Below are 21,767 nucleotides of genomic sequence, written 5' to 3'. Positions count from 1 at the left end.
ATCGTATCGACTCCCCTGGTGCGGCGATCGTCACACAGGCGTCTTCGTGCCGGTGAGACGGCCCGACCCGTCCGCATCACCGGCGTCCGGGACCGGTGAATGCCTGCGGCGCGACCAGCCGCGGATCGGCTACGGTGGTGATGTGCGTGACCACCTGCCACCCGGCCTCCCGCCGGATCCGTTCGCCGACGATCCCAGCGACCCCGCATCCGCACTGGACAGCGTGGAGCCGGGTATCCCGCTGGACGAGAACGAGCGGCTCGCGGTCGAAGAGGATCTCGCCGATCTCGCACTGTACGAGGCGTTGCTGACCAATCGCGGTGTGCGCGGTCTCGTCGTGGTCTGCGAGGACTGCCACGAGGATCACTATCACGACTGGGACATGCTGCGCGCCAATCTGATCCAGCTTCTCATCGATGGCACCGTGCGGCCCCACGAGCCGGCCGTGGACCCACGCCCCGACGCTTACGTCACGTGGGACTACTGCCGCGGCTACGCCGACGCGCGTAGCCATCTCGACGACGAACGCTGACGAACCCGGCGATCCGCCGACTCCCCGACGTCACAACCACGAGTGAGGCCCCGCACCGGTCCGGTGCGGGGCCTCACTCGTGAATCCGGGCTCGTGATCGGCGACCGGTCGTTGCGGAGTCCGGTCAGCCGATCGGCCGACCCGACGCGTCCACGCCGGGCGGCGGGGTCCACGGAATCCCGGGGATCTCGGCCGGGAAACGCGTGACCTTGGTGCTCGACGACGGCGCGGACGGCTGAGCCGGTCCGCTCGACGGCGGTGCGGACGACGGGACCTCCGGCTCGCTCGTCTCCTCGGACGGCGCGGTCGGATCGTCGGACCCGCCACCGGGCGGGGTCGACTCGCCTGGTGCCGACGGATCGTCCTCACGGCTGGTCAGATCGGGTCGAGTCGGCTCTGTCGTGGCCGGTTGCTCCGCGCCGCCCGGCGTCGTGGGATCGGTGACCTCCGTCGGCAGACCCGCGCCCGCGCGGATGCGGTTCATCCAGTCGGTCATCTCGTCGCGCATCTCGTTGTCGCCCATGGGACCCATGCGGTCCTTCGCCTCGGCCAGCAGACTGGCGGCCGCGACCGGATCACCCGCCGCGATCGCGGCCTCGGCACGCTCGAGATTCGTACGGACGTCGTGCGCCGCCTGCGTCTGCGACGCGGCCTCGGAGAACACGACCTGCTTGATGCCCCACAGCGGATCGCCGGGTTGCGAGCCCTCGGAGAGCACGGTCAGACCGGCAGCGGCGACGATGACGATCGCGGCCGCACCCGACACGACGCGAAGGTGCCGCACCATGCGGCGTCCGCGGCTCGCCCGCTCGGTGGTCCCGATCGCGCGCTCGACATCGTCGACGGAGACCAGCTCCGGCTCGGGGGTGGACATGATCTCGGACTTCCAGCCCGACAGCATCTCGGCCAGCTGGTACTCCGCGGCGTCCCGGGTCGGCACAGGCACGTCCCGGGTGAGCGCGTCGAGGAAGTTCTCGTCGAAGTTGACCTCGGAGAGGTCCAGCGAGTCGTCGGCTGCGGAAAAATCGTGGGCGGCTGGATCGAACGCGGGATTCGCGCCCGACGGGACCGGGTCCAGGGGTCCGGGGCCGGTGGGCGCCGGACCGCTCGAACCGGGCGCACGCCGATGGACCGGTGGCTGGCCGGGTCGATTCGGCTGGTCACCGCCGACGACACGGCGTCTACGCCAATCAGACTGTCCGCTCATCGTGACCTCCTGTCCGTCTCAACTCGTCTTTCAACTTCGCCAATGCCCTGTGCTGGGCGACTCGCACCGCTCCGGCGGTGCTGCCGATGGCCTGGGCGGTCTCCTCCGCCGACATACCGACGATCAGCCGCAGGACCAGCACCTCGCGCTGTTTCTCGGGCAGGATGCCCAGCAGGGCTCTCATCCGCCTGCTGCCGTCGGCGTCGATGGCGAACTGCTCGGGACCGCCGGTCACGTGCGAGACCTCGGGGATCTCCTCGACCGGGTCCGACTTCACCCGTGCCGCCACCCGCATGGCGTCGGCAACCTTGTGCGACGCGATGCCGTAGACGAAGGCCATGAACGGTTTGCCCTGGTCCCGGTAACGGGGCAGTGCGGTCATCACCGCCATCAAAGCCTCCTGCGCGATGTCGTCGGCGGAGAACAGATGACGTTCCCCGACCCCGATGCGTCCTCGGCAGTAGCGCAGGATCGGCTCCTGCACGCTTTCGAGAACTGACGTGAGAGCGTCACGATCGCCTTGGCCCGCGGCCCGGACGGCGTCGTTCAACTCACCACCTGTCAATTTCATCGCGCGTAGGAATCCCCGTGTTACAGATCGGCCAACCGGCCTCGCCGCCAGTCCTGGTACGGGCCCCAGCACGGTGACGCCGCCGGTGGCGACCGTCGTGGAACGCGACTGGCGAGCAGCGTTCTCCGACGTCCCGGCGGCGATGACGTGGCAGACCCCAACACACCTTAGCGATCAACCCCCCGGCATCAGCGCCATGCCCTTGCCGATCAGCGTGGCGCGGAGCTCGCGGTGGCGCGCGATGTCGCCCTCGGACGCCGCTCCGGTACCCAGCAGCAGGCTCATCGCCGCCCACTCCAGCGGGAGCAGACCCTCGTCGCGAGCGTCGGCGACGACATCCCGCGCAACCGTGGCCGCGCCGCCCCTGTCCCCTCCACCGGCGGTGGCGGCAGCGGCGATGAGCGCGGTCTTGATGCGATGCCGGGCCGGGACCGGAGTCCCCGCGTCGTGCATCTCCCGGATCAGCGAGGCCCCCGCCCGGGCATGGTCGAGCCCGGTCGAGACGTCACCGCGATACAGACCGAGTTCGGCGCTCACCCATTCCCAGCGCAGTCGGCAGCGGGTCGCCGTCGTCCAGTCCGCGTCCGCCGGCCGCCACGACCAACCGTCGGGGGTCGTTCCCGACGATGGACCGTCCACGGCGTCGAGGACCGCCCTCGCCCGGTCGAGCAGCCGGCGCGCGGCACCGAACCTCAGCAGACCCAGATTGTCGGCCGCGAGCCCGACGAGTCCGTCCGCGACCGCGGCTCGCGTCAGCGACACCTCGGCCGGGTCCGGCGAGCCCGTCGACGGCCGGCTGTCCGGGATGCCGACGGTGAGGAGGGACCGGCCGTCGATTCCGGAGGCGATCCGGTGACGCCCGGCCTGGCGAACCAGCGACGCACGGGTGCTCTGACACAGCGACAACAGTGCGGTCTCCGGGGCGAGGGACGCCGCCGGGCCCGTCGACGGACCGATCACCCTCTCCAGCTCCGTCAGTGCCGTGAGCGCGCCGGCGTACTCCCCGCGCCCACCCGATGAGACCGCGTCGGCCCAGGCCCGAAACAGCGGAGCCACCGCGGGCTCCATCGACGGGTGTCGACGCAGCTCAACGGCATTCTCGAACGCCTGCCAGGTGTTCTTGGTCACTCGAACTCTTTTGGTTTGCATGAATTTAACGAACGATTCCCAACGTTAATTCTCCGGACAGATCACGGGTGCATCATCGGAAGATTTCCGACGTGTAAATCGGTTCGATCGACGTCACCACACCCTCACACTCCGCGCACCGGGGAAAGACTACGTCATGTCGAGTGAATACCCAGCTCAAATGGGGTGGAGTCACCTGATTCGGGGGGCAACGGAATGTCTGGTCACAGCTGTGCTATCCGTCGGAGACGAACTAACCCGCCGTTAACATTTCTGAGACTTTCGCGGCAATCATGTCCCATTTGGGGCCTATTGACGCCATTTCTCAGGCCCGCTTAATGTGAGTTCAGCGTTGCAGGAAATCGACGTTTCTCACCGAGCACCTCGGTGCGGCCCACGACAAGGAGTAGCTGTCATGCCTCAGCCCAATCATCTCCCCGGCCCCAACGCTGACATCTGGGACTGGCAGATGTCAGGACTCTGCCGCGGCGTCGACTCGTCGATGTTCTTCCATCCGGACGGCGAACGCGGCCGGGCCCGAGCGCAGCGCGAGCGGCGAGCCAAAGAAATGTGTCACCAGTGCCCGGTCATCGCGCAGTGCCGGGAGCACGCCCTCGCGGTCGCGGAGCCGTACGGCATCTGGGGCGGTCTCTCCGAATCCGAGCGCAGCATCTTGATGAAGCGCGGCGTCGGCCGCCGTATGGCCAGCTGAGTCCAGGGCGTCGAGCCCACCCGACAGCGGCGAGAGCCGGGCATCCCCGAAAGGATGCCCGGCTCTCGTGTTCTCGTCGACTTCGTGACCTCGAGGGGTCTACGTCAGTGCGCGTGCCCGTGACCGGCGTGACCGGCCGGTTCGTCGGCCGGCCGCTCGGTGATGGCCGTCTCGGTGGTCAACACCATCCGGGCCACCGACGCCGCATTGACGACCGCCGACCGGGTGACCTTCACCGGGTCGATGATGCCCTCGGCGACCAGGTCGCCGTAGGTGAGGCTCGCGGCGTTGAAACCCGAGCCGTCGGCCGCACCGGCGACCTTGTCGACCACGACCGCGCCGTCGAGGCCCGCGTTCGCGGCGATCCAGTACAGCGGCGCCCGCGCCGAGTCGCGCACGACGCGCACGCCCAGGGCCTCGTCGCCGGTCAGCGAATCGGCGAGTGCGTCGAGCTTCTTCGACGCCTGCACGATCGCCGAGCCACCGCCGGGGATGATCCCCTCTTCGACCGCGGCCTTGGCCGCCGCGACGGCGTCCTCGACGCGGTGCTTGCGCTCCTTGAGCGCGGTCTCGGTGGCCGCGCCGACACGGATGACGGCGACACCACCGGAGAGCTTCGCCAGACGCTCCGCGAGCTTCTCCTTGTCCCAGTCGGAGTCGGACTGCTCGATCTCGCGCCGCAGCTGGGCCGAACGGTCCGCGATCGCGTCCTTGGTGCCGGCGCCCTCGACGAGGGTGGTGGCGTCCTTGGTGACGACGACGCGACGAACCGAGCCGAGCACCTCGAGACCGACGGTCGACAGACTCAGGCCGATGTCGGAGGAGACCACGGTTCCACCGGTGACGACCGCGAGGTCTTCGAGGAATGCCTTGCGGCGGTCGCCGAAGAACGGCGCCTTGACCGCGACGGCGCGGATCGTCTTGCGGATCGAGTTGACGACGAGGGTCGACAGCGGCTCGCCCTCGACGTCCTCGGCGATGATCAGCAGCGACTTGCCCGCTTCGACGACCTTCTCCAGCAGCGGCAGGAACTCCGGCAGGGAGCTGATCTTGTCGCGGTAGAGCAGGACGAACGCGTCCTCGAGGACCGCTTCCTGGCTGTCGACGTCGGTGACGAAGTAGGGCGAGAGGAAGCCCTTGTCGAACTGGACGCCCTCGGTGATCTCGAGGTCGGTGCTCAATCCGGAGCCCTCCTCTACGGTGACGACACCGTCGGCGCCCACCGCGGTCATGGCCTTTCCGACCATCTCGCCGATCTCCTCGTCCCGAGAGGACACGGTGGCGATCTGGGCGATGGACTGTTCGCCCGCGACCGGGGTCGCAGCGGCCAGCAGCGCTTCGCTCAGCGCATCGGCAGCCTTGCTGATGCCCTGCCCGAGGGCGATCGGATTGGAGCCTGCGGCCACGTTGCGCAGGCCCGCCTTGACCATTGCCTGCGCGAGAACCGTTGCGGTCGTGGTGCCGTCGCCCGCAACGTCGTTGGTCTTGGTGGCGACGGACTTCACCAGCTGGGCACCGAGGTTCTCGAACGGATCGTCGAGCTCGATGTCGCGCGCGATGGTGACGCCGTCATTGGTGACACTCGGTCCGCCGAATGCCTTGGCGAGGACCACGTGCCTGCCGCGCGGGCCGAGGGTGACCTTGACGGTGTCGGCGAGCTGGTCGATGCCTCGCTCGAGCGCCCGACGCGCGGTTTCGTTGAATTCAATCTGCTTGGCCATATATCACTTTCTTCAACGGGAGCCGGTCGCCGCAACGCACATCGCCCCGGTACCCCTGCACGGGGCGCCGGGGCGATGTGAGACGCGAAAAAGGCTCGCGGGGTCTGACTCGGCCGGAGTTCTCGGTACCGGTCCTACTTGCCGATGACGGCGAGGACGTCGCGCGCCGAGAGGATCAGGTATTCCTCGCCGGCGTACTTGATCTCGGTGCCGCCGTACTTGCTGTAGATGACGGTGTCACCCTCTTTGACGTCCACGGGGACGCGGTTGCCCTGCTCGGTGACCCGACCCTCGCCGACCGCGATGACGGTGCCTTCCTGCGGCTTCTCCTTGGCGGAGTCCGGGATGACCAGGCCCGAGGCGGTGGTCGTCTCGGCCTCGACGGCCTGCACCAGGATCTTGTCCTCAAGCGGCTTGATGTTCACGCTCGCCACGATGTGAGTCCTCAACTTTCGTACTGAGAAAGAATCTGCACGTTCACGGCCCTGCAAAACCCCGTCGTCGCGGGTTCCGAGGCTTCAGTCAGTGCCAACTAGCACTCTATACATGCGAGTGCCAGCACTCAAGGGTGGAGGCTGCAAAAACCCGGACGTGTTCGCTCCTCGCGTATCCACCGGGGGTGGTCCGCTACAGCTGGCTGACGCGTACCGACATCGCCGGGTCCGACGCCACGGTCAGCGGCGAGGGGCGCGCTCCCCCGCCGATCACGTGGGCGCCCAGTGTCGCGATCATGACCCCGTTGTCGGTGCACAACCGCGGCTTCGGCACCCGCAGGTCGATCCCGGCGGCCGCACAGCGTTCCTCCGCCAGCGACCGGATACGCGAATTCGCGGTGGCACCTCCGCCGAGGACCAGCGTGTCCACCCCGAGGTCACCGCACGCCCGGACCGCCTTCATCGTCAGCACGTCGGCGACCGCCTCCTGGAACGAGGCCGCCACGTCCGCCACGGGGACCTCCGCACCGTCGCGCTCGCACTTCTCCACGTACCGTGCGACCGCCGTCTTCAGCCCGCTGAAGGAGAAGTCGTGCTGCGAGTCGCGGGGACCGGTCATCCCGCGCGGGAAGGCGATCGCACCCGGATCGCCTTCGCGGGCAGCACGATCGAGCGCCGGCCCGCCCGGGAAGCCGAGACCCAGCAGGCGGGCGACCTTGTCGAAGGCCTCCCCGGCCGCGTCGTCGACCGTGGTGCCCAGTTCGACGATGGGCTCGGCGAGATCGGTGACGTGCAACAGGTGTGTGTGCCCGCCGGACACCAGCAGTGCGACGCATTCCGGCATGGGTCCGTGCTCGAGGGTGTCCACCGCGACGTGACCGCCGAGATGGTTCATCGCATACAGCGGCACATCCCAGGCGAGGGCGTAGGCCTTCGCCGCGGCGACACCGACGAGCAACGCACCGGCCAGGCCCGGCCCGATGGTGACGGCGATGGCGTCGGGACGGTCGATCCCGGCCGCCTCCCGCGCCCGGCGCATGGTGGGGACGATCGCCTCCAGATGCGCGCGCGAGGCGATCTCGGGGACCACGCCGCCGAACCGGGCGTGCTCGTCCACGCTGGACGCCACCTCGTCGGCCAGCATCGTCGCGAATCCCGGGGTGTCTCCCTCGCCCGGCGTCCACCGGACGATGCCGACACCGGTCTCGTCGCAGGAACTCTCGATACCCATGACGATCACGCCGGGCCCTCCTCGGGTTCGAGCGGCCGGCCCGACACCGGGAGCCGCAACATCGTGTAGGCATCCGCGCCGGACGGCTGATAGTAGTTGCGTCGAAGGCCCGCGGTGCTGAACCCGTGCCGCGAGTACAGCGCGATCGCCACGTCGTTGTCGGTGCGCACCTCGAGGAACACCGGGGCGTCGTTCTCGTCGGCGACGGTGAGCATGGCCTCGAGCAGCGCCTTGCCCACTCCCCGACCCCGACGGTCCGGGTCGACGGCGATGGTGTGGATCTCGCACTCCCAGGCGTCGGGCTGGCCGAGCAGGGAGATCCCGGCGTAGCCGATGACGTCGGCTCCGGCGCGCTCCCGCGCGGCGAAATAGGTGTTGTACGGCGCGTTGAGCTCGGCCCGGAAAGCGGCGGCCGGCCACGGTGAGTCGTCGGCGAACATCTGCCGCTCCAGGGCCGCGCAGCGCGGGATGTCACCGTAGGTGAGGGCGTCGATCACCAGCTCGGGCGTTGTCATCGCGCCACACCCGCCCGGCGGGCCTTCTGCTCGACGGCGTCGGGGCGCCGGAGATACAGCGGGACAAGCGGTTCGGGTTCCCGGTCGGCGACGATGTCGGCCTGCGCCGCCTCGATCAGCCCCCGCACCGTCGGAACCGTGATCGCGGGAGCCCCACCGGTCCAGCCGGCGAGTTCGAGGTGGGCCGCCGAACCCGCGACCGCACCGATCCGGCCCTCGTCGAGGTCGGCGGCGAGTTCCTCGGCCACCACCGCGGGCGCGGCCACCTCGGGACCGCGCAGGCGCCGGCCGCCCTCGTACACCGCCCAATACACCTCACGCCGGCGCGCATCGGTCACCACGAGCGCCCGTGACGTGGTGTCGACGCCCGGAACGGCTTCGGCGGCAAGAGCATCCAGCGAGCACACGCCGTACGCCGGGATTCCGAGCGCGTCGGCGAACGCGGCGCCGGTCGCCATCCCGACCCGCAGCCCGGTGAACGGACCGGGGCCGCAACCGACCACCACCGCGGCCAGATCGGTTCGGGCGGTGCCGGATTCGGTGAGACACTCGGCGATGAGGCTGGTGAGCAGTTCCGCATGCCGACGATGGTCGGTGACCACGCGTTCGGCGAGCACCCGGATGTCCGACCCGGAGGGCCCGGGGTCGGAGCGCAGCTCGGCCACACCGGTCACCACCGAATCGGTGGCCGTGTCGACCGCCAGCACCAGCCGTGCGCCCCCGTTGCCCGGTCCGTCACCCGGCGTCACACTCATTCGGGACTCACCCATTCCCACTCCACTTGTCGCACATCGGTATCGGGGTCCCGGCGCAGCCGGACGACGAGATGCCGCTCGGCCAGCCTCTCGGCCACCCCCTCGCCCCACTCGACGACGACGACCGCCTCGTCCAGGTCGGAATCCAGATCCAGGGCGTCGAGCTCGTCGAGGACTCCGGAACCGTTCCCGGCCCCGCCGAGTCGGTACGCGTCGACGTGGACCATCCCCGGTCGGCCCGGCCGGCCCGGTCGGTGTTCGCGCGCGATGATGAACGTCGGCGAGGTCACCCGTCCCACGATGCCGAGCCCGGCCCCGATCCCGCGGGCGAGGGCCGTCTTCCCCGCACCCAGCGGACCGTCGAGGATCACGACGTCCCCCGCGGCCAGGGTCGACCCCAGCTCGGCGCCGAAGGCCTCGGTGTCGGCGACGTCGGGGAGCTCGCGGGTACCGGCGGGACCCAACCCACTCATCCGCGGCCCCGCTTCCACCAGCGTCGGCGGGGAGCCGGCAGCGCGACCCGCGCCCGATCCACCAGTTCGGCGATCGCGTCGCTCACCAGACCCGGCTCCTCCATCTGGACCATGTGCCCGGCACCTTTGGCGACGACCAGACGCGAATCGGCACCGAGTTGTGAGTACATCCGCACCGAGTTGCGCAGGGGCGTGAGGCGGTCCCGGTCGCCGCACACGACCGTGGTCGGAACCTGCGCGATCACCGGCAGGGCTGTCGACTCGTCGTGGATCTCCAAGGCGTGCAGGAAGTTCACGATGGTCTCGATGGGCGTGCTCTGGATCATCTTGTCCACCGCGGCACCGAGCGCCGGACTGTAGAACGTCGGCCCGAAACTCGCTGCGACGAGCACCGGTTCGAGTGCGGAGCGGGTCAGTCCGCGCCCGGCCTGCACCAGGCGTGGCGCGCGGCGCACACTCATCCGGAAGGCATCCACCACCGGATTACGCAGTCCCTCACCGAGTCCGGCGTCGGTGAGACCGCGCGACGCCGTCGCCACGAGACCCACCCCGGCCACCGGGCCATGGGTCGAGAACAGCGCCGGGTGGCGGCGCGCGAGGCCCATCAGCGTCATGCCACCCATCGAATGGCCCACGAGGACAACGGGTCCGACCGGGACGGTGGCACGGACCACGGCTGCCGCGTCGTCGGCGAGCTGGGCGATCGTGCACGTCTCGGTCGGTGCCGGATCGCTCTCACCGTGACCCCGATGGTCGAAGAACACCAGACGATAGTTGCGGTCGTGCCACTCGGCGGCGAGTTGTTCTCGCTGGAAGTGCCAGCTCGACAACCGAAGGCTGAAGCCGTGCACGAACACGATCGTCAGGTCGGGTGCGGTGTCCGCCGTCACCGTCCCCAGATCGACGATCCGCACCGCGAGTTCCAGACCGTCGTCGGTGGTGACGGTGGTGGCGCGCTCGCCGTAGAGCTCGGTCAGATCGACGTCGGCGTAGGGGTCCGCGCGGCCCACCACGCTCTTGCGAGCGATGTTGCGCGCCGCTCCGACGGCTGCCATCCCGCCGAGGGCGGCGATTCCCGCCACCCCGGCCAGCAGTCCGACGCGTTCGGAATCGTCCACCAGTGGTGCCCCGCTCACTGTCCGGTCCCCGCGTTCTCGGGTGTCACCGTGTCCTCGGAATCTACCCCGGTGGCCCTCGCGCCGAGGTAGCGACGGACCACTCGCTGCCCGACCTGGGAAACGATCTCGTAGTCGATGGTGCCGATTGTGTCCGCCCAGTCCTTCGCGGTGGGGCCGCCGGCTGCCCCGGTGCCGAAGAGTTCGGCCTCGTCACCCTCGCGGACGCCGGCGCCGTCCGGTCCGAGGTCGACGACCAGCTGATCCATGCAGATCCGGCCCACACCGTCGAACAGCCGGTCTCCGATCCGGACCCGGATCCGGCCCGACAGCAGTCGGGGTACGCCGTCGGCGTATCCGGCGGCGACCACGGCCACCACCGTGTCGCGCGGCGCGATCCACGTCTCGCTGTAGGACACGCCCTGTCCCGCGGCCACCTTCTTCACGAGCGCGATACGCGCGGTCAGGGTCATCGCCGGGATCAGCCCGAAGTCGCCCCGCGCGGGTACCGGGGTGCGGCCGTAGACGGCGATCCCGGGCCGGACGAGGTCACGGGCGAGATCCGGACGGGTCAGTGCCGCGGGTGAATTGGCGATGTGCACCACCTGGGGCGCGGCGCCGAGACGGACCAGGTCGGACACGGCGAGGTCGAGCCGCTGCGCCTGGGCATCGTTGAGCGGGTGATCGGGTTCGTCGCCGCGCGCGAGGTGGCACATCACCGCACGCAGGGTCACCGACCCGTCCGCATGCGCTTTCGCGACCCGCTCGGCGAAGTCCGCCCATTCGTCCACGGCGACACCGCTGCGGTTGAGGCCGGTGTCGACCTTGGCCGTCACGAGGGCGGTCTGTCCGATGCGCCGCGCCGCGGCGATGACCGCGTCGAGCTGCGAGATCGACGAGAGCGCGATGTCGATGCGGTCGGTGATCGCACCCGCGAAGTCGGCACCCGGCGTGTGCAGCCAGGCGGTGATCGGGGCGTCGATGCCGGCCGCCCGCAGTGCCGCGGCCTCGGTGAGGTGGGCGACACCGAGTTCGGTGGCACCCGCGGCGAGGACCGCACGCGCCACCGGTAGCGCCCCATGTCCGTAGGCGTCGGCTTTCACGACCGCCATCACGTCGGTACCCGAGGCGGCACGCAGCACGTCGACGTTGTGGGCGATCGCGCCGAGGTCGACGGTCGCGGTCAGAGCAGGGGAAGTCATCGTCGCCCATTGTCCCAGATCGCCTGGTCCGGCTCGTCCCGGCTGCCCGCAGTGAGAGCGGGGCGTCGTCTTGCGGACGTGGAGTGAGTAGTCACACCGATGCGGGCCGTCCGTCCGGACGGTTGAGTGGACCCCATCGCAGTTCCCGATCCGTCGCCGCAACCCCGGAAGTGACCATGTACGCCACCTCGAATCCGCAGGAAAACGCCGTTGTCGTCCCCACCCGCCTCGCGCCCCCGGTCCCCGACCACGACTTCGGTGACCACGACTACGACGCCCACGACCTCGCCCACTTCTCGCCCGTCGACACGCCCACCGTCCCCGCCCGCCCGGGCCTGCGCGCATCGTTGGTGTCGTGGGCGGCCAACACCGTCGCATGGGTGGCGTTCGTCACCGCCGGGGTGTTCTTCCTGCTCGCCCTCGGGCACGCGATGGCCGATGAACCCGCCGACGGCTACGGAGTCGCGGCCCTGATCGCCTTCGGCGTCGCGGTGCTCGCGACGATCGCCGCCTGCGCGGCGCTGGCCGTCTCGTTCACCCAGCGGATCCGGCACGGCGCGCTGCGGCGCGCGGGAACGATCGCCGACGTGATCGTGTTGTCGTCGGTCACCGCGTTCACCGCGCTGACGGCTCTGTATCCGCTCGTGTTCGTGCTGACCGCGTGGTGAACTCGCGGATCGCCGGACGCAGCGCCGACAGCATCGCCGACGCCCCGATCGGCGCGCCGCGACTCGCGAGCTCGGCCGCCCGGGCGTGTACGCGCGCCGCCGCCGCACCGGCGATCTGCGGTGATCTCCCGGCGGCGAGCAGCGCCCCGGCGACACCCGACAGCACGTCGCCTGCGCCGGCGGTCGCCGCCCACGACGACCCGGCATCGTTGCCGAGGACGTGACCCGTGGGGTCGGCGACCAGCGTGATGCGCCCCTTGAGCAGCACCGTGACACCCCACCTCGCGGCGAGGCCGGCGACGGCGGTGAGACGGTCGGCCCCCAGCTCGGTGCCGGTCAGCCGGGCGAACTCGCCGGCATGCGGTGTCACCAGCGTCGGCGCCGCCCGCCCGTCGACCAGCCCCGGATCGCGCGCGATCAGGGTCAGGGCGTCGGCATCGGCGAGAACCGGCAGGTCGGTACCCAGGACCGTGCGCAGGGTCGCCGCCGCCGCATCGTCGGTACCCATGCCGGGGCCGAGAACCCACGCCTGGACGCGTCCGGCGTCTGCGAGTTCGGGCGTGGCGACCACCTCCGGCCACTGCGCCACCACCTCGGCATGCGCCGATCCGACGAACCGGGTCATCCCCGAGGTCGCGGTCACCGCCGCGCCGGCGGCGAGGACGGCGGCGCCGGGGTACCGATGCGATCCGGCGATGACCCCGACGACTCCCTGCGTGTACTTGTCGTCGGCCGGGCCTGGTGTGGGCCAATCGATTTCATCATCGTCGAGGGAGCTGAGCGTCGGCTCGGCGGTTCCACCCGATCGGTCGACGAGATCGCCGAGGCCGATGTCGACGAGAACGACTCGCCCGCACTGCGGCGCGGCGAGCAGATGCGCGCGGCGCCGGACCCCGAAGGTGACCGTGATGTCGGCACGGACCGCCGGGTCGTGGACCTCGCCGGTGTCGGCATCGACACCCGACGGCAGATCGACGGCGACGACGGTGGTCTCCGGACCGGTGGCTGCGAAGATCTCCGCGGCGTTCGTCCGCAGCGGACCGCGGCCGCCGAGCCCGACCACGCCGTCGACGATCACGTCGGGTCCGTCGGATGGCCGCTCGACGGTCCGTCCGCCGGCAGCGCAGAATGCGGCCAGCCCCGCGGCGTGGGCCTTGTCCGGGGCGAGCAGGACCGCGTCGACCCGGACGCCACGACGTCGCAGTTCGGCGCCGGCGAAGAGCGCGTCGCCACCGTTGTCCCCGGCACCGACGACGAGACAGACCGACCGTCCGTAGCAGCCGCCGGTCCGGTTCAGCTCCGCCACGACCACCCGGGCGACGCCGTGCGCCGCCCGGCGCATCAGGACGCCGCCGGTGAGCAGGTCACCCGTGGCCCGCTCGGCGTCGCGGACCTCGTCAGCCGTCAGATACCGGATCGGCATGCGGATCGGCTATTCGACGGTCACCGACTTGGCCAGGTTCCGCGGTTTGTCGACGTCGTAGCCACGGGCCTGAGCGACGCTCGCCGCGAACACCTGCAGCGGCACGGTCGAGACCAGCGGCTGCAGGAGTGTCGGCGTCTTCGGGATCGGGATGAACTCGTCGGCGACGGCGCGGGCGGCCGCGTCGTCGGGTTCGGCGATGACGATCGTGCGGGCACCGCGGGCCTGGATCTCCCGGATGTTGCTGACCATCTTGGAATGCAGCACCGCGCGCCCGTCCGGGGACGGCATGACCGTGATCACCGGCAGCCCGTCCTCGATCAGCGCGATCGGTCCGTGCTTGAGCTCCCCCGCAGCGAAGCCCTCGGCGTGCATGTACGCCAGTTCCTTGAGTTTCAGCGCGCCCTCGAGCGCGACCGGGTAGCCGACGTGACGGCCGATGAACAGCACCGTGTTGTGGTGCGCCAGCGAGCGTGCGAGTTCCCGCACCGGCTCCATCGTGCCGAGCACCTGCGCGACCGAGTCGGCCATCGCCTCGATCGCCGCGAACTCGCGGGCGACCTCGTCGGCGTACTTGGTGCCCCGGGCCTGTGCCAGCGCGAGCCCCACGAGGTAGGCGGCGACGATCTGCGCGAGGAAACACTTGGTCGACGCGACGCCGATCTCGGGGCCGGCGTGCGTGTAGAGAACCGCGTCGGACTCGCGCGGGATCTGCGCGCCGTTGGTGTTGCAGATGGCCAGGACGCGGGCCTTCTGATCCTTCGCGTGCCGGACCGCCTCGAGCGTGTCGGCCGTCTCACCGGACTGCGAGATCGCCACGACCAGCGTCGAGCGGTCGAGCACCGGGTCGCGATAGCGGAACTCGCTGGCGAGCTCGATCTCGACCGGGAGCCGGGTCCAGTGCTCGATCGCGTACTTGGCGAGAAGTCCGGCATGGTAGGCGGTCCCACAGGCCACCACGAACACCTTGTCGACATCGCGCAGGTCGTCGTCGGTCAGGCGCTGCTCGTCGAGCACGATCCGGCCGTTCTGCAGATGCCCGAGGAGGGTGTCGGCGATCGCCCGCGGCTGCTCGGCGATCTCCTTGAGCATGAAGAAGTCGTAACCGCCCTTCTCCGCGGCCGCGAGATCCCAGTCGATGTGAAAGGGCTTGCCCGCGCGGACGTTCTGGTCGAAGTCGCTGACCGTGTACGAGTCGGCGGTGATCACCACGACCTCGTCCTGGCCGAGTTCCACCGCGTCCCGGGTGTGTTCGATGAATGCCGTCACGTCCGACGCGAGGAACATCTCGCCCTTGCCGACACCGACCACGAGCGGTGTCGACCGCCGCGCCGCGACGATGGTGTCCGCGTGGTCGGCGTGGGTGAACACGAGGGTGAAGGCTCCCTCGAGACGACGCAGCGCGGCGTAGGCGCTCGCCACGAAGTCGCCGGCGGTCGGACCCAGCGCGTAGTACTTGGACACCAGGTGCACGGCGGTCTCGGTGTCGGTCTCGGACGCGAACTCGACGCCGTCCTCCTCGAGTTCGGCGCGGAGTTCCGCGTAGTTCTCGATGATGCCGTTGTGCACGACGGCGAGCTTGCCGTCGTCGCTGGCGTGCGGGTGCGCATTGCGATCGGTCGGCTTGCCGTGCGTCGCCCACCGCGTGTGTCCGATGCCGGTCGTTCCGGCCAGCGACTCGCGACCGACCGTGGCGATCTGCTTCTCGAGGTTCTCCAGCCGGAGCGCCTTCTTCTGGATCGCGGTGTTTCCCTCGCCGTCGAGGATCGCGACGCCCGCCGAGTCGTACCCGCGGTATTCCATCCGTCGCAGCGCGTCGACGACGATGTCCAGGGCATCGCGTCGCCCCACGTATCCCACGATTCCACACATAGCTAGTCAGCGTACCTGCGGACGCGGGAGTGGCAGCGCGGCGCGTCGGGTCCCGCGCCGGGTCACAACAGGCCCCGGTCGGGTCCGGTCACACGGCCGTCACTCGATGGTGTCGGGTACCACTGCGTTCGGCAGGCCGGACGGAACCGGGCTCGCGGCGCGGCGTCGTTTGCGATCCTTCGCGCCGAGCAACTTGGCGATCTTGTCCTGGGCCTCCGGCGGATCGTCCAGATCCACCGCGGGCACCTTCCCCAGCTCGGTGTCGGCGTCGGCGAAGACCTCGTACCGACTGTCGTCGTCGAGCGTGTGCAGCAGGAACCCGGTGGTCAGGGCGCGTGCCGCGGTGTGGGTCTTCTTGTCGGCGCCGTTGCTGCCGAGCAGGGACTTGATTGACCGGTGCTCGATCAGTCCACGAGAGGTGGCACCCGGCGGGGTACGCAGCACGGCAGCGGGACGGGGGTCGGCGGCCGACTCGGTTCCGTACGCCTGTGCCAGCGGAAGCGCGTTGCCGTCGATGGTGTCGAGTTCACCGATCGCCGACACGATGAGTCCGGGCGCACTCACCCGCCGGGCCGCGGGCAACAGCCCGCCGGTCGTCGGCGCCGGGAACAGCGCGACCACCCCGCGAGCCTGCGGTTGCGGCTGGCCGTGCAGCACTCCCTCCGACGCGGCCAGCACCGCGGCGGCGGCACCGAAGCCGTGGCCGGCGAACCCGATCTTGCGCAGGTCGACGGTGATGTCGCCGAAGCCGAGCGGCACTCGGGTCACGATCGACAGCGCCGAGCGCAACTGGGCGGCCATCGTGTCGTCGGACGCCAGCAGACCTCGCTGACCCGCGGGCACAGCGACGACGATGCCCCAGGACGCGAGGTGGTGACACAGATCGCGGTAGCGCTCCACCGACGTCATCCACCCGTGGCCGAATGCGACGGCCGGGAGTCGTTCGCCCTCGGCGGGAGTGAACACGACACCCGGTGTCCCGACGATCCCGAGGTCCCCGCGCAACACGCGATGGGGGCCGCGTCGGGCGAGCGCGGACATCAGCTTCGCGGGCGACTGCGTCGGCTTCTCCTGCTTCTTGCCTGGCACAGCAGACAGCCTATGTGTTGGGCGGCGGCAGATGGGGACTGGCATCGGCCACGTCGGCCGGCAACATGATGCCCGGGGTGGCGTCGGCGGCGTCGGCCGCGTTCTCGAGGTCGTCGCGCATCTGCTGCGCCTCCGACCGCACCGCGGTGCGACGGTGGTCGTCCATCGCGAGTTCGAGGTCCCGCTGCCGCGCGGAGAAGCGGTGTGACGCCTCCGCGACACCGGCGGTGCAGGAGCGGGCCAGCGCCTCGATCTGGTCGGCGAGGTTCACTGGTCACCTGCCAGAGCCAGATCCCCCGACGACCTGTCCGACGGTGCGTCCGGGGGCGACCCCGAGTCCGGCCCGGAAGCCGGTCCCGACGAATCCGGTCCCGACGAATCCGCTTCGCGCTCTTCGGTCCCGGTGGTCACCGCACTCGCCCCGGTCACGCCGTCGGCGGAGGCCGGACCGACGGTTGGAGGGGTGACGGGTGCGTCGTGCCCCTCGGTGCCGCCCAGCCGGAACGGGATGTCGATGCCGTCGTCGGGTTCGCGGTCGACGCGTGCGGCCTCGACGGGTTCGGGTGGCGGAGTGGATCCGGCCGGCTCCGTTACAGATGAGCCGGTCACAGAGGAACCGGTCACCGCGGACGCGGTGGCCGCCCCGATCTCCGGCGGCGGGTCGTCCGTGGTCGATTCGGCGAGCCAGGTCCGGGTGACCGGAGTGGGAGCGGCACCGATCTCCATGGATGTCGCCACGGCCGGCCGGTCCGGCGGCGCGACCGGACGATCGTCCGCCATCTCGGCGTCCACCGGATAGGCCTCGTCGTCGATGCCGTCGACGGACCGGTTCAGGAGGTCGAGGATCCCGGCGATACCGCGGGTCGTGGTCTCGAGCGACGTGCTGAACAGGGCGAGCCGCGACGAGATGTCCTCGACCGCCACCCCGATCGGTACCCGGCCGGTGAGCACGGCCTGCGGGAGCTCGGCCGGTGGCACGCCCGCTGCGGTCGGCGCCGACAACCGTGCGAGCGTCAGATAGAAGGTGCGGAGCAGGCGGTCGATACCCGACGCCGCGGCCGAGGTCGCGTCGGTGAGGGTGCGCAGGATGTGCAGATCCGACTCGGCACGACGCTGATGATCGATGACCGTCGCGATCGCCACGGTCGCGGACTCACTGTTCCAGCCGTCGTCGAGGCGGACCTGCTGTTCGGGAAGGTGGTGAAGCTGTTCGGAGACGGCACGATGCGCCGACTCCAGGGCGTGGCTGTCCGCGGACAGCGCCGCGATGTCGAAACCGTCGACGACGCGGAGTCCGTTGCGGATGGTGGCGTCGTCGGGGGCGCCCACCCCCATCAGACGACCGGCCGATACGAGCTCGATCAGGGCCTCGACACCGCCCCGGGCGTCGGATCTGAGAACCGAAAGCGAGTCGGTGCCGCGTCTCACCTGACGTCCTTCGCCGAGGCGGGCAATGCTCGCGCGATCTCGACCGCCGCCCGACCGTCGCCGTCCGCCATGGCCAGCGCACTGTTGCGCAGCGAGTCGGCCAGGGCCGCGGCCGCCGCGGCCTGCACCCGCAGGCGGCGCGACAGGGCCGTGCTCATCCCGGCGTACGCGGCGGCGAGCGGGCCGAAGGCGACCGAATTCCCGTCCGATACACCGGAATCGCGCGCCCAGGTCCCGAAGTCGCGCGTGGCCAGGTCGTCGGCGACCGCCGACAACACCAGCGAGGACCTGCGGTAGTACGCCGACACCGCGGACACCTGGGCGGTGTCCATCGAGATCCGGCGCGACACGACATCGTCCGCACCGCTGCCGTCCATGCCATCCCTCCCCGACCTGCTCAGCCGAACCGCTGCCGGTCCGCCGCGATCCCGCACCTGGTGAGCCCCGCACATCCGGACCCCGCACACTCGGACCCTGCACACTTGGACGCAGGACGGCGCGGTTCGGTTCCGTGTGTGTGCGAACCCGCAGGGAATTGTCGCGTACGCGGGCCCGTGCCGCCAGTGCCCGCGTCGGGCGCAGGCTGGACTCAGCCGCGCAGTTCGACGCCGTGCGAGGTCACCGCGTCGAGCAACGCAGTGGGCCGGTCGGCCGGCGGGACGTCGTGTACCAGCGCGAAGGAGCAACCGAGGGCACGCGCACCGCCGTCGGCGGTCTCGCTGTCCCCGACCATCAGCACCTCCTCTGCCGGCACACCCAGCGGGTCGAGGGCGGCGTGGAAGATCCGGGGGTCGGGTTTGATCGCCCCCACCTCGTAGGACAGCGCGAACGCGCCCACGAGGTCCTCGACGTCGTGCAGCGCCAGGACCTTGCGCAGGTCGAAGGCGATGTTGCTGACGATCCCGACCGGGACGTGTGCCGCACCGAGCTTCCGGAGCACCGCCACGGTGTCGGCGAACGGCACCCAGGACGACGGATCGAGGACTCGGTTGTAGAGCGAGTTCGCCTGGTCGGGGTCACTCATCCCCGCCGCACGCAACAGGGCCAGATAACCGGTTCGATGCAGCGCCGGATCGAGATCCCGGGATTCCCAGGCGTGCCGATCGTCACCGACTATGCCGTCCGGCAGGCCGACGGGTGCGACCATCCGCCGGATGATGTCGGCCTGGCGGTCACGGTCGAACTCGGCGCCGGAGTCGTCGCGCAGGTCGGCGAACCACTCGTCGCGGGCCTCGAAGCGGAACAGCGTGCCGGAGAAGTCGAACAGCACCGCCCGCGGCGTCGTACCGGTCATGCCCCCGCGCCCTGGACGACCTCGGCCAGACGGCCGGCCACCGACAACGCCTGGTCGGCGGTCGCGGCCTCCACCATGACGCGAACGAGCTGCTCGGTTCCCGACGGCCGCAACAGGACTCGGCCGGTCTCGCCCAGTTCCGTCTCCGCGACCGCGACCGCGTCGCGGACCGCTTGCGACTGCGACACCGCATGCTTGTCGGCCACGCGCACGTTGATCAGTTCCTGGGGCAGCACGGTGACGATGCCGGCCAGGTCGGCGAGGCGTGCCGTGGTGGCGGCCATGCGGGCCATGAGCATCAGCCCGGTCAGGATGCCGTCACCCGTCGTGCCCGAACCCGGGACGACGATGTGGCCGGACTGCTCCCCGCCGATCGAATAACCGCCCCGGCGCAGCTCCTCGAGGACATACCGGTCCCCGACCGCGGTGGTGTGCACGGTGATCCCGGCGTCACGCATCGCGATGTGCAGTCCGAGATTGCTCATGACCGTGGCCACGAGCACGTCCTCCCGAAGCCTTCCCTGATCCTTCAACGACGTCGCGAGCACGGCCATGATGGCATCACCGTCGACGATCTGACCGGTGGAATCGACTGCGAGACAACGGTCTGCGTCACCGTCGTGCGCCAGTCCGAGGTCGGCTCCGTGCTCGAGGACCGCCGCCTGCAGCTTGTCCATGTGCGTGGACCCGCAGTCGGCGTTGATGTTCAGACCGTCCGGCTCGGCGTGGATCGCGATGACGGTCGCGCCGGCGTCGGCGTAGGCCAGCGGCGCGAGCTCCGACGCTGCGCCGTGCGCGCAGTCGACGACCACCGTCAGCCCGTCCAGCCGGGTGTCGATGGCCTGCGCGAGGTGCTGCCGGTAGCGGTCGCCGGCGTCGGGCGCCGCGACGATGCGCCCCACCGCGGCACCGATCGGACGGATGAGGTCATCGCCCATCGCCGCCTCGATGCGGTCCTCGACGTCGTCGTCGAGTTTGTGCCCGCCGGCGGAGAAGAATTTGATCCCGTTGTCGGGCATGGGGTTGTGCGATGCGGAGATCATCACCCCGAAGTCGGCGCGGTAGTCCGCGGTCAGGAACGCGACCGCCGGGGTCGGCACGGTGCCGACGCAGATGGCGTCGACTCCGGTGGCGGCCAGCCCCGCGCACACCGCGGCCTCCAGCATCTCGCCGGATGCGCGCGGATCGCGTCCGACCACCGCACGCGGGCGCCGGTGGGAGTCGGTCGCCGAACTCTCTGCGAAAACGACCGCGGCGGCCGAGGCCAGGCGCAACGCGAGCTCGGGAGTGAGCTCGGCGTTGGCCAGGCCTCGGACGCCGTCGGTTCCGAAAAGGCGTGCCAAGATCAGCGCTTGGAGTACTGCGACGCCTTGCGGGCCTTCTTGAGGCCGTACTTCTTGCGCTCGACCGCACGCGGGTCGCGGGTGAGGAAGCCGGCCTTCTTCAGGGCGGGACGATCCTCCGGCGTGACCTCGATGAGCGCACGCGCGATGGCGAGACGCAGCGCGCCGGCCTGGCCCGAGGGGCCGCCGCCGACGAGCTTGGCGAAGATGTCGAACGACTCGGTGCGCTCGACGAGGACCAGCGGCGCCTTGATGAGCTGCTGGTGCACCTTGTTGGGGAAGTACTCCTCCAACGAGCGTCCGTTGAGGGTGAACCCACCGTTGCCCGGCATCAGGCGGACGCGGACGACGGCTTCCTTGCGGCGGCCGACGGTCTGGATCGGACGATCGATGACGATCGGCTCGCGCACGTCTTCGACAGCGGCGGTCTCGTAGTCGTCAGCGGCGACCTCGACGGCCTCGGCCTCCACGACCTCGACGGCCGCGGCTTCGGCGACATCAGCTTCGTCGACGGCCTCGACGGCGTCGTTGATGTTCTCGTTGCTCACTGGGCCACCTGCTTGATCTCGAAGGGGACGGGGCGCTGGGCCGCGTGCGGATGATTCGGGCCGGCGTAGACCTTCAGCTTCGACGCCATGGCGCGGCCGAGCTTGGTCGACGGCAGCATGCCCTTGACGGCCTTCTCGATGACGCGCTCGGGGTAGGTCGCGAGCAGCTCGGTCGTGGTGCGGGACTTCAGGCCACCGGGATGCCCCGAGTGGGTGTAGTTCAGCTTGCGATCCGCCTTGTTGCTGGTCAGCGCAACCTTCTCCGCGTTGATGACGACGACGAAGTCGCCGCCGTCCATGTGCGGGGCGTAGGTCGGCTTGTGCTTGCCGCGGAGCAGGTTCGCGACCTGCACGGCCAGCCGGCCGAGCACCACGTTCTCGGCGTCGATGACATGCCACGTACGCGTGATGTCACCGGCCTTCGGGGTGTAGGTAGGCACAGTTGTCCTCAACTCTTGTCTTGTGGGTGCTGGTCGGGTGCACGGCAGAGGTTGTTCCCGGCGACC

The 21,767-nt window shown here is 70.1% G+C and carries 24 protein-coding genes; 3 read left to right on the top strand and 21 right to left on the bottom strand.

Features of this window, described 5'->3' with window-relative positions; all coding sequences use genetic code 11:
- Positions 1–142: 142 nt before the first annotated feature.
- Complete coding sequence (locus tag AC3B5T_RS15115) at positions 143–532, top strand: DUF5319 domain-containing protein (protein WP_004019191.1); 390 nt, start codon at positions 143–145, stop codon at positions 530–532.
- 124 nt (positions 533–656) lie between these two features.
- Here the strand turns inward: AC3B5T_RS15115 and AC3B5T_RS15110 are convergent, their stop codons facing one another.
- The 3 genes from AC3B5T_RS15110 to AC3B5T_RS15100 all read right to left on the bottom strand — a co-directional run bounded on the left by AC3B5T_RS15110 (position 657) and on the right by AC3B5T_RS15100 (position 3,438).
- Positions 657–1,739 (bottom strand): anti-sigma-D factor RsdA, encoded by a 1,083-nt coding sequence (locus AC3B5T_RS15110; RefSeq protein WP_055474854.1) that lies wholly within the window; start codon positions 1,737–1,739, stop codon positions 657–659.
- Complete coding sequence (locus AC3B5T_RS15105) at positions 1,723–2,310, bottom strand: sigma-70 family RNA polymerase sigma factor (protein ID WP_488357666.1); 588 nt, start codon at positions 2,308–2,310, stop codon at positions 1,723–1,725. Before AC3B5T_RS15105 ends, AC3B5T_RS15110 begins: the two co-directional genes overlap by 17 nt.
- A gap of 174 nt (positions 2,311–2,484) precedes the next feature.
- The gene (locus AC3B5T_RS15100; protein WP_488357665.1) at positions 2,485–3,438 is read right to left on the bottom strand and encodes a hypothetical protein; all 954 of its coding nucleotides are present in this window, start codon (positions 3,436–3,438) and stop codon (positions 2,485–2,487) included.
- 415 nt (positions 3,439–3,853) lie between these two features.
- Between AC3B5T_RS15100 and AC3B5T_RS15095 the strand changes: the two genes are divergently transcribed.
- Positions 3,854–4,150 (top strand): WhiB family transcriptional regulator, encoded by a 297-nt coding sequence (locus AC3B5T_RS15095; protein ID WP_010841865.1) that lies wholly within the window; start codon positions 3,854–3,856, stop codon positions 4,148–4,150.
- Between the two features lie 104 nt (positions 4,151–4,254).
- Here AC3B5T_RS15095 and groL read toward each other — a convergent pair whose 3' ends face one another.
- From groL to alr, 8 genes are all read right to left on the bottom strand, one after another.
- Positions 4,255–5,871, bottom strand: coding sequence for a chaperonin GroEL (gene groL / locus AC3B5T_RS15090; protein WP_010841864.1), 1,617 nt, complete (start codon positions 5,869–5,871; stop codon positions 4,255–4,257).
- A gap of 134 nt (positions 5,872–6,005) precedes the next feature.
- Entirely contained in the window at positions 6,006–6,305 is a 300-nt protein-coding gene (gene groES / locus AC3B5T_RS15085; RefSeq protein WP_004019185.1) for a co-chaperone GroES, read from the bottom strand.
- A gap of 193 nt (positions 6,306–6,498) precedes the next feature.
- Positions 6,499–7,545 carry a tRNA (adenosine(37)-N6)-threonylcarbamoyltransferase complex transferase subunit TsaD gene (tsaD, locus tag AC3B5T_RS15080; protein WP_488357664.1) on the bottom strand — a complete coding sequence of 349 codons (1,047 nt, stop codon included), beginning with the start codon at positions 7,543–7,545 and terminating at the stop codon, positions 6,499–6,501.
- Positions 7,542–8,051, bottom strand: a complete 510-nt coding sequence (gene rimI, locus AC3B5T_RS15075; RefSeq protein ID WP_014926188.1) for a ribosomal protein S18-alanine N-acetyltransferase — start codon at positions 8,049–8,051, stop codon at positions 7,542–7,544. The genes tsaD and rimI overlap by 4 nt, the downstream gene beginning before the upstream one ends.
- On the bottom strand, positions 8,048–8,806 hold the full coding sequence (gene tsaB, locus AC3B5T_RS15070) for a tRNA (adenosine(37)-N6)-threonylcarbamoyltransferase complex dimerization subunit type 1 TsaB (protein WP_055474969.1): 759 nt from the start codon (positions 8,804–8,806) through the stop codon (positions 8,048–8,050). Before tsaB ends, rimI begins: the two co-directional genes overlap by 4 nt.
- Entirely contained in the window at positions 8,803–9,279 is a 477-nt protein-coding gene (gene tsaE, locus AC3B5T_RS15065) for a tRNA (adenosine(37)-N6)-threonylcarbamoyltransferase complex ATPase subunit type 1 TsaE (RefSeq protein WP_055474857.1), read from the bottom strand. Before tsaE ends, tsaB begins: the two co-directional genes overlap by 4 nt.
- Positions 9,276–10,415: an alpha/beta fold hydrolase gene (locus AC3B5T_RS15060; RefSeq protein ID WP_010841859.1), complete on the bottom strand. Its 1,140-nt coding sequence runs from the start codon at positions 10,413–10,415 to the stop codon at positions 9,276–9,278. The genes tsaE and AC3B5T_RS15060 overlap by 4 nt, the downstream gene beginning before the upstream one ends.
- Entirely contained in the window at positions 10,412–11,596 is a 1,185-nt protein-coding gene (gene alr, locus AC3B5T_RS15055; RefSeq protein ID WP_488357663.1) for an alanine racemase, read from the bottom strand. Before alr ends, AC3B5T_RS15060 begins: the two co-directional genes overlap by 4 nt.
- 176 nt (positions 11,597–11,772) lie before the next feature.
- Here alr and AC3B5T_RS15050 point away from each other — a divergent pair, with 176 nt between their 5' ends.
- Positions 11,773–12,264, top strand: a complete 492-nt coding sequence (locus AC3B5T_RS15050) for a hypothetical protein (protein ID WP_488357662.1) — start codon at positions 11,773–11,775, stop codon at positions 12,262–12,264.
- On the opposite strand, the gene AC3B5T_RS15045 is transcribed toward AC3B5T_RS15050, so the two are convergent.
- The 10 genes from AC3B5T_RS15045 to rplM form a co-directional block, all read right to left on the bottom strand.
- Positions 12,212–13,687, bottom strand: a complete 1,476-nt coding sequence (locus AC3B5T_RS15045) for an NAD(P)H-hydrate dehydratase (RefSeq protein WP_488357661.1) — start codon at positions 13,685–13,687, stop codon at positions 12,212–12,214. The two genes, AC3B5T_RS15050 and AC3B5T_RS15045, sit on opposite strands and share 53 nt — an antisense overlap.
- 9 nt (positions 13,688–13,696) lie before the next feature.
- On the bottom strand, positions 13,697–15,559 hold the full coding sequence (glmS, locus tag AC3B5T_RS15040; RefSeq protein WP_010841855.1) for a glutamine--fructose-6-phosphate transaminase (isomerizing): 1,863 nt from the start codon (positions 15,557–15,559) through the stop codon (positions 13,697–13,699).
- Positions 15,560–15,658: 99 nt separating this feature from the next.
- Positions 15,659–16,648: a dienelactone hydrolase family protein gene (locus tag AC3B5T_RS15035; RefSeq protein ID WP_488357660.1), complete on the bottom strand. Its 990-nt coding sequence runs from the start codon at positions 16,646–16,648 to the stop codon at positions 15,659–15,661.
- A gap of 10 nt (positions 16,649–16,658) precedes the next feature.
- Positions 16,659–16,919: a hypothetical protein gene (locus AC3B5T_RS15030; protein ID WP_488357659.1), complete on the bottom strand. Its 261-nt coding sequence runs from the start codon at positions 16,917–16,919 to the stop codon at positions 16,659–16,661.
- Positions 16,916–18,076 (bottom strand): hypothetical protein, encoded by a 1,161-nt coding sequence (locus AC3B5T_RS15025; protein WP_488357657.1) that lies wholly within the window; start codon positions 18,074–18,076, stop codon positions 16,916–16,918. Before AC3B5T_RS15025 ends, AC3B5T_RS15030 begins: the two co-directional genes overlap by 4 nt.
- Positions 18,073–18,453, bottom strand: a complete 381-nt coding sequence (locus AC3B5T_RS15020; protein WP_488357656.1) for a hypothetical protein — start codon at positions 18,451–18,453, stop codon at positions 18,073–18,075. The genes AC3B5T_RS15025 and AC3B5T_RS15020 overlap by 4 nt, the downstream gene beginning before the upstream one ends.
- Positions 18,454–18,665: 212 nt before the next feature.
- Positions 18,666–19,370 (bottom strand): HAD family hydrolase, encoded by a 705-nt coding sequence (locus AC3B5T_RS15015; protein WP_055474865.1) that lies wholly within the window; start codon positions 19,368–19,370, stop codon positions 18,666–18,668.
- Positions 19,367–20,713 (bottom strand): phosphoglucosamine mutase, encoded by a 1,347-nt coding sequence (gene glmM, locus AC3B5T_RS15010; RefSeq protein WP_010841849.1) that lies wholly within the window; start codon positions 20,711–20,713, stop codon positions 19,367–19,369. The genes AC3B5T_RS15015 and glmM overlap by 4 nt, the downstream gene beginning before the upstream one ends.
- 2 nt (positions 20,714–20,715) lie before the next feature.
- A complete protein-coding gene (gene rpsI / locus AC3B5T_RS15005; RefSeq protein WP_010841848.1) occupies positions 20,716–21,261 on the bottom strand; it encodes a 30S ribosomal protein S9 in 546 nt (181 codons plus the stop codon).
- Positions 21,258–21,701: a 50S ribosomal protein L13 gene (gene rplM / locus AC3B5T_RS15000; RefSeq protein WP_010841847.1), complete on the bottom strand. Its 444-nt coding sequence runs from the start codon at positions 21,699–21,701 to the stop codon at positions 21,258–21,260. The genes rpsI and rplM overlap by 4 nt, the downstream gene beginning before the upstream one ends.
- Positions 21,702–21,767: the final 66 nt, after the last annotated feature.

It is taken from the genome of Gordonia sp. G4 (genome assembly GCF_057770005.1).
Note: the sequence above shows the minus strand (reverse complement) of the source record. Positions and strands in the feature narration are given on the sequence as shown.

Bases quoted from the DNA above. Each gene is read 5' to 3' on its own strand.
- AC3B5T_RS15110 (WP_055474854.1), bottom strand. From the start codon at position 1,739: ATGAGCGGACAGTCTGATTGGCGTAGACGCCGTGTCGTCGGCGGTGAC.
- AC3B5T_RS15105 (WP_488357666.1), bottom strand. From the start codon at position 2,310: ATGAAATTGACAGGTGGTGAGTTGAACGACGCCGTCCGGGCCGCGGGC.
- AC3B5T_RS15095 (WP_010841865.1), top strand. From the start codon at position 3,854: ATGCCTCAGCCCAATCATCTCCCCGGCCCCAACGCTGACATCTGGGAC.
- groL (WP_010841864.1), bottom strand. From the start codon at position 5,871: ATGGCCAAGCAGATTGAATTCAACGAAACCGCGCGTCGGGCGCTCGAG.
- rimI (WP_014926188.1), bottom strand. From the start codon at position 8,051: ATGACAACGCCCGAGCTGGTGATCGACGCCCTCACCTACGGTGACATC.
- tsaB (WP_055474969.1), bottom strand. From the start codon at position 8,806: ATGAGTGTGACGCCGGGTGACGGACCGGGCAACGGGGGCGCACGGCTG.
- tsaE (WP_055474857.1), bottom strand. From the start codon at position 9,279: ATGAGTGGGTTGGGTCCCGCCGGTACCCGCGAGCTCCCCGACGTCGCC.
- alr (WP_488357663.1), bottom strand. From the start codon at position 11,596: ATGACTTCCCCTGCTCTGACCGCGACCGTCGACCTCGGCGCGATCGCC.
- AC3B5T_RS15050 (WP_488357662.1), top strand. From the start codon at position 11,773: ATGTACGCCACCTCGAATCCGCAGGAAAACGCCGTTGTCGTCCCCACC.
- AC3B5T_RS15045 (WP_488357661.1), bottom strand. From the start codon at position 13,687: ATGCCGATCCGGTATCTGACGGCTGACGAGGTCCGCGACGCCGAGCGG.
- glmS (WP_010841855.1), bottom strand. From the start codon at position 15,559: ATGTGTGGAATCGTGGGATACGTGGGGCGACGCGATGCCCTGGACATC.
- AC3B5T_RS15020 (WP_488357656.1), bottom strand. From the start codon at position 18,453: ATGGACGGCAGCGGTGCGGACGATGTCGTGTCGCGCCGGATCTCGATG.
- AC3B5T_RS15015 (WP_055474865.1), bottom strand. From the start codon at position 19,370: ATGACCGGTACGACGCCGCGGGCGGTGCTGTTCGACTTCTCCGGCACG.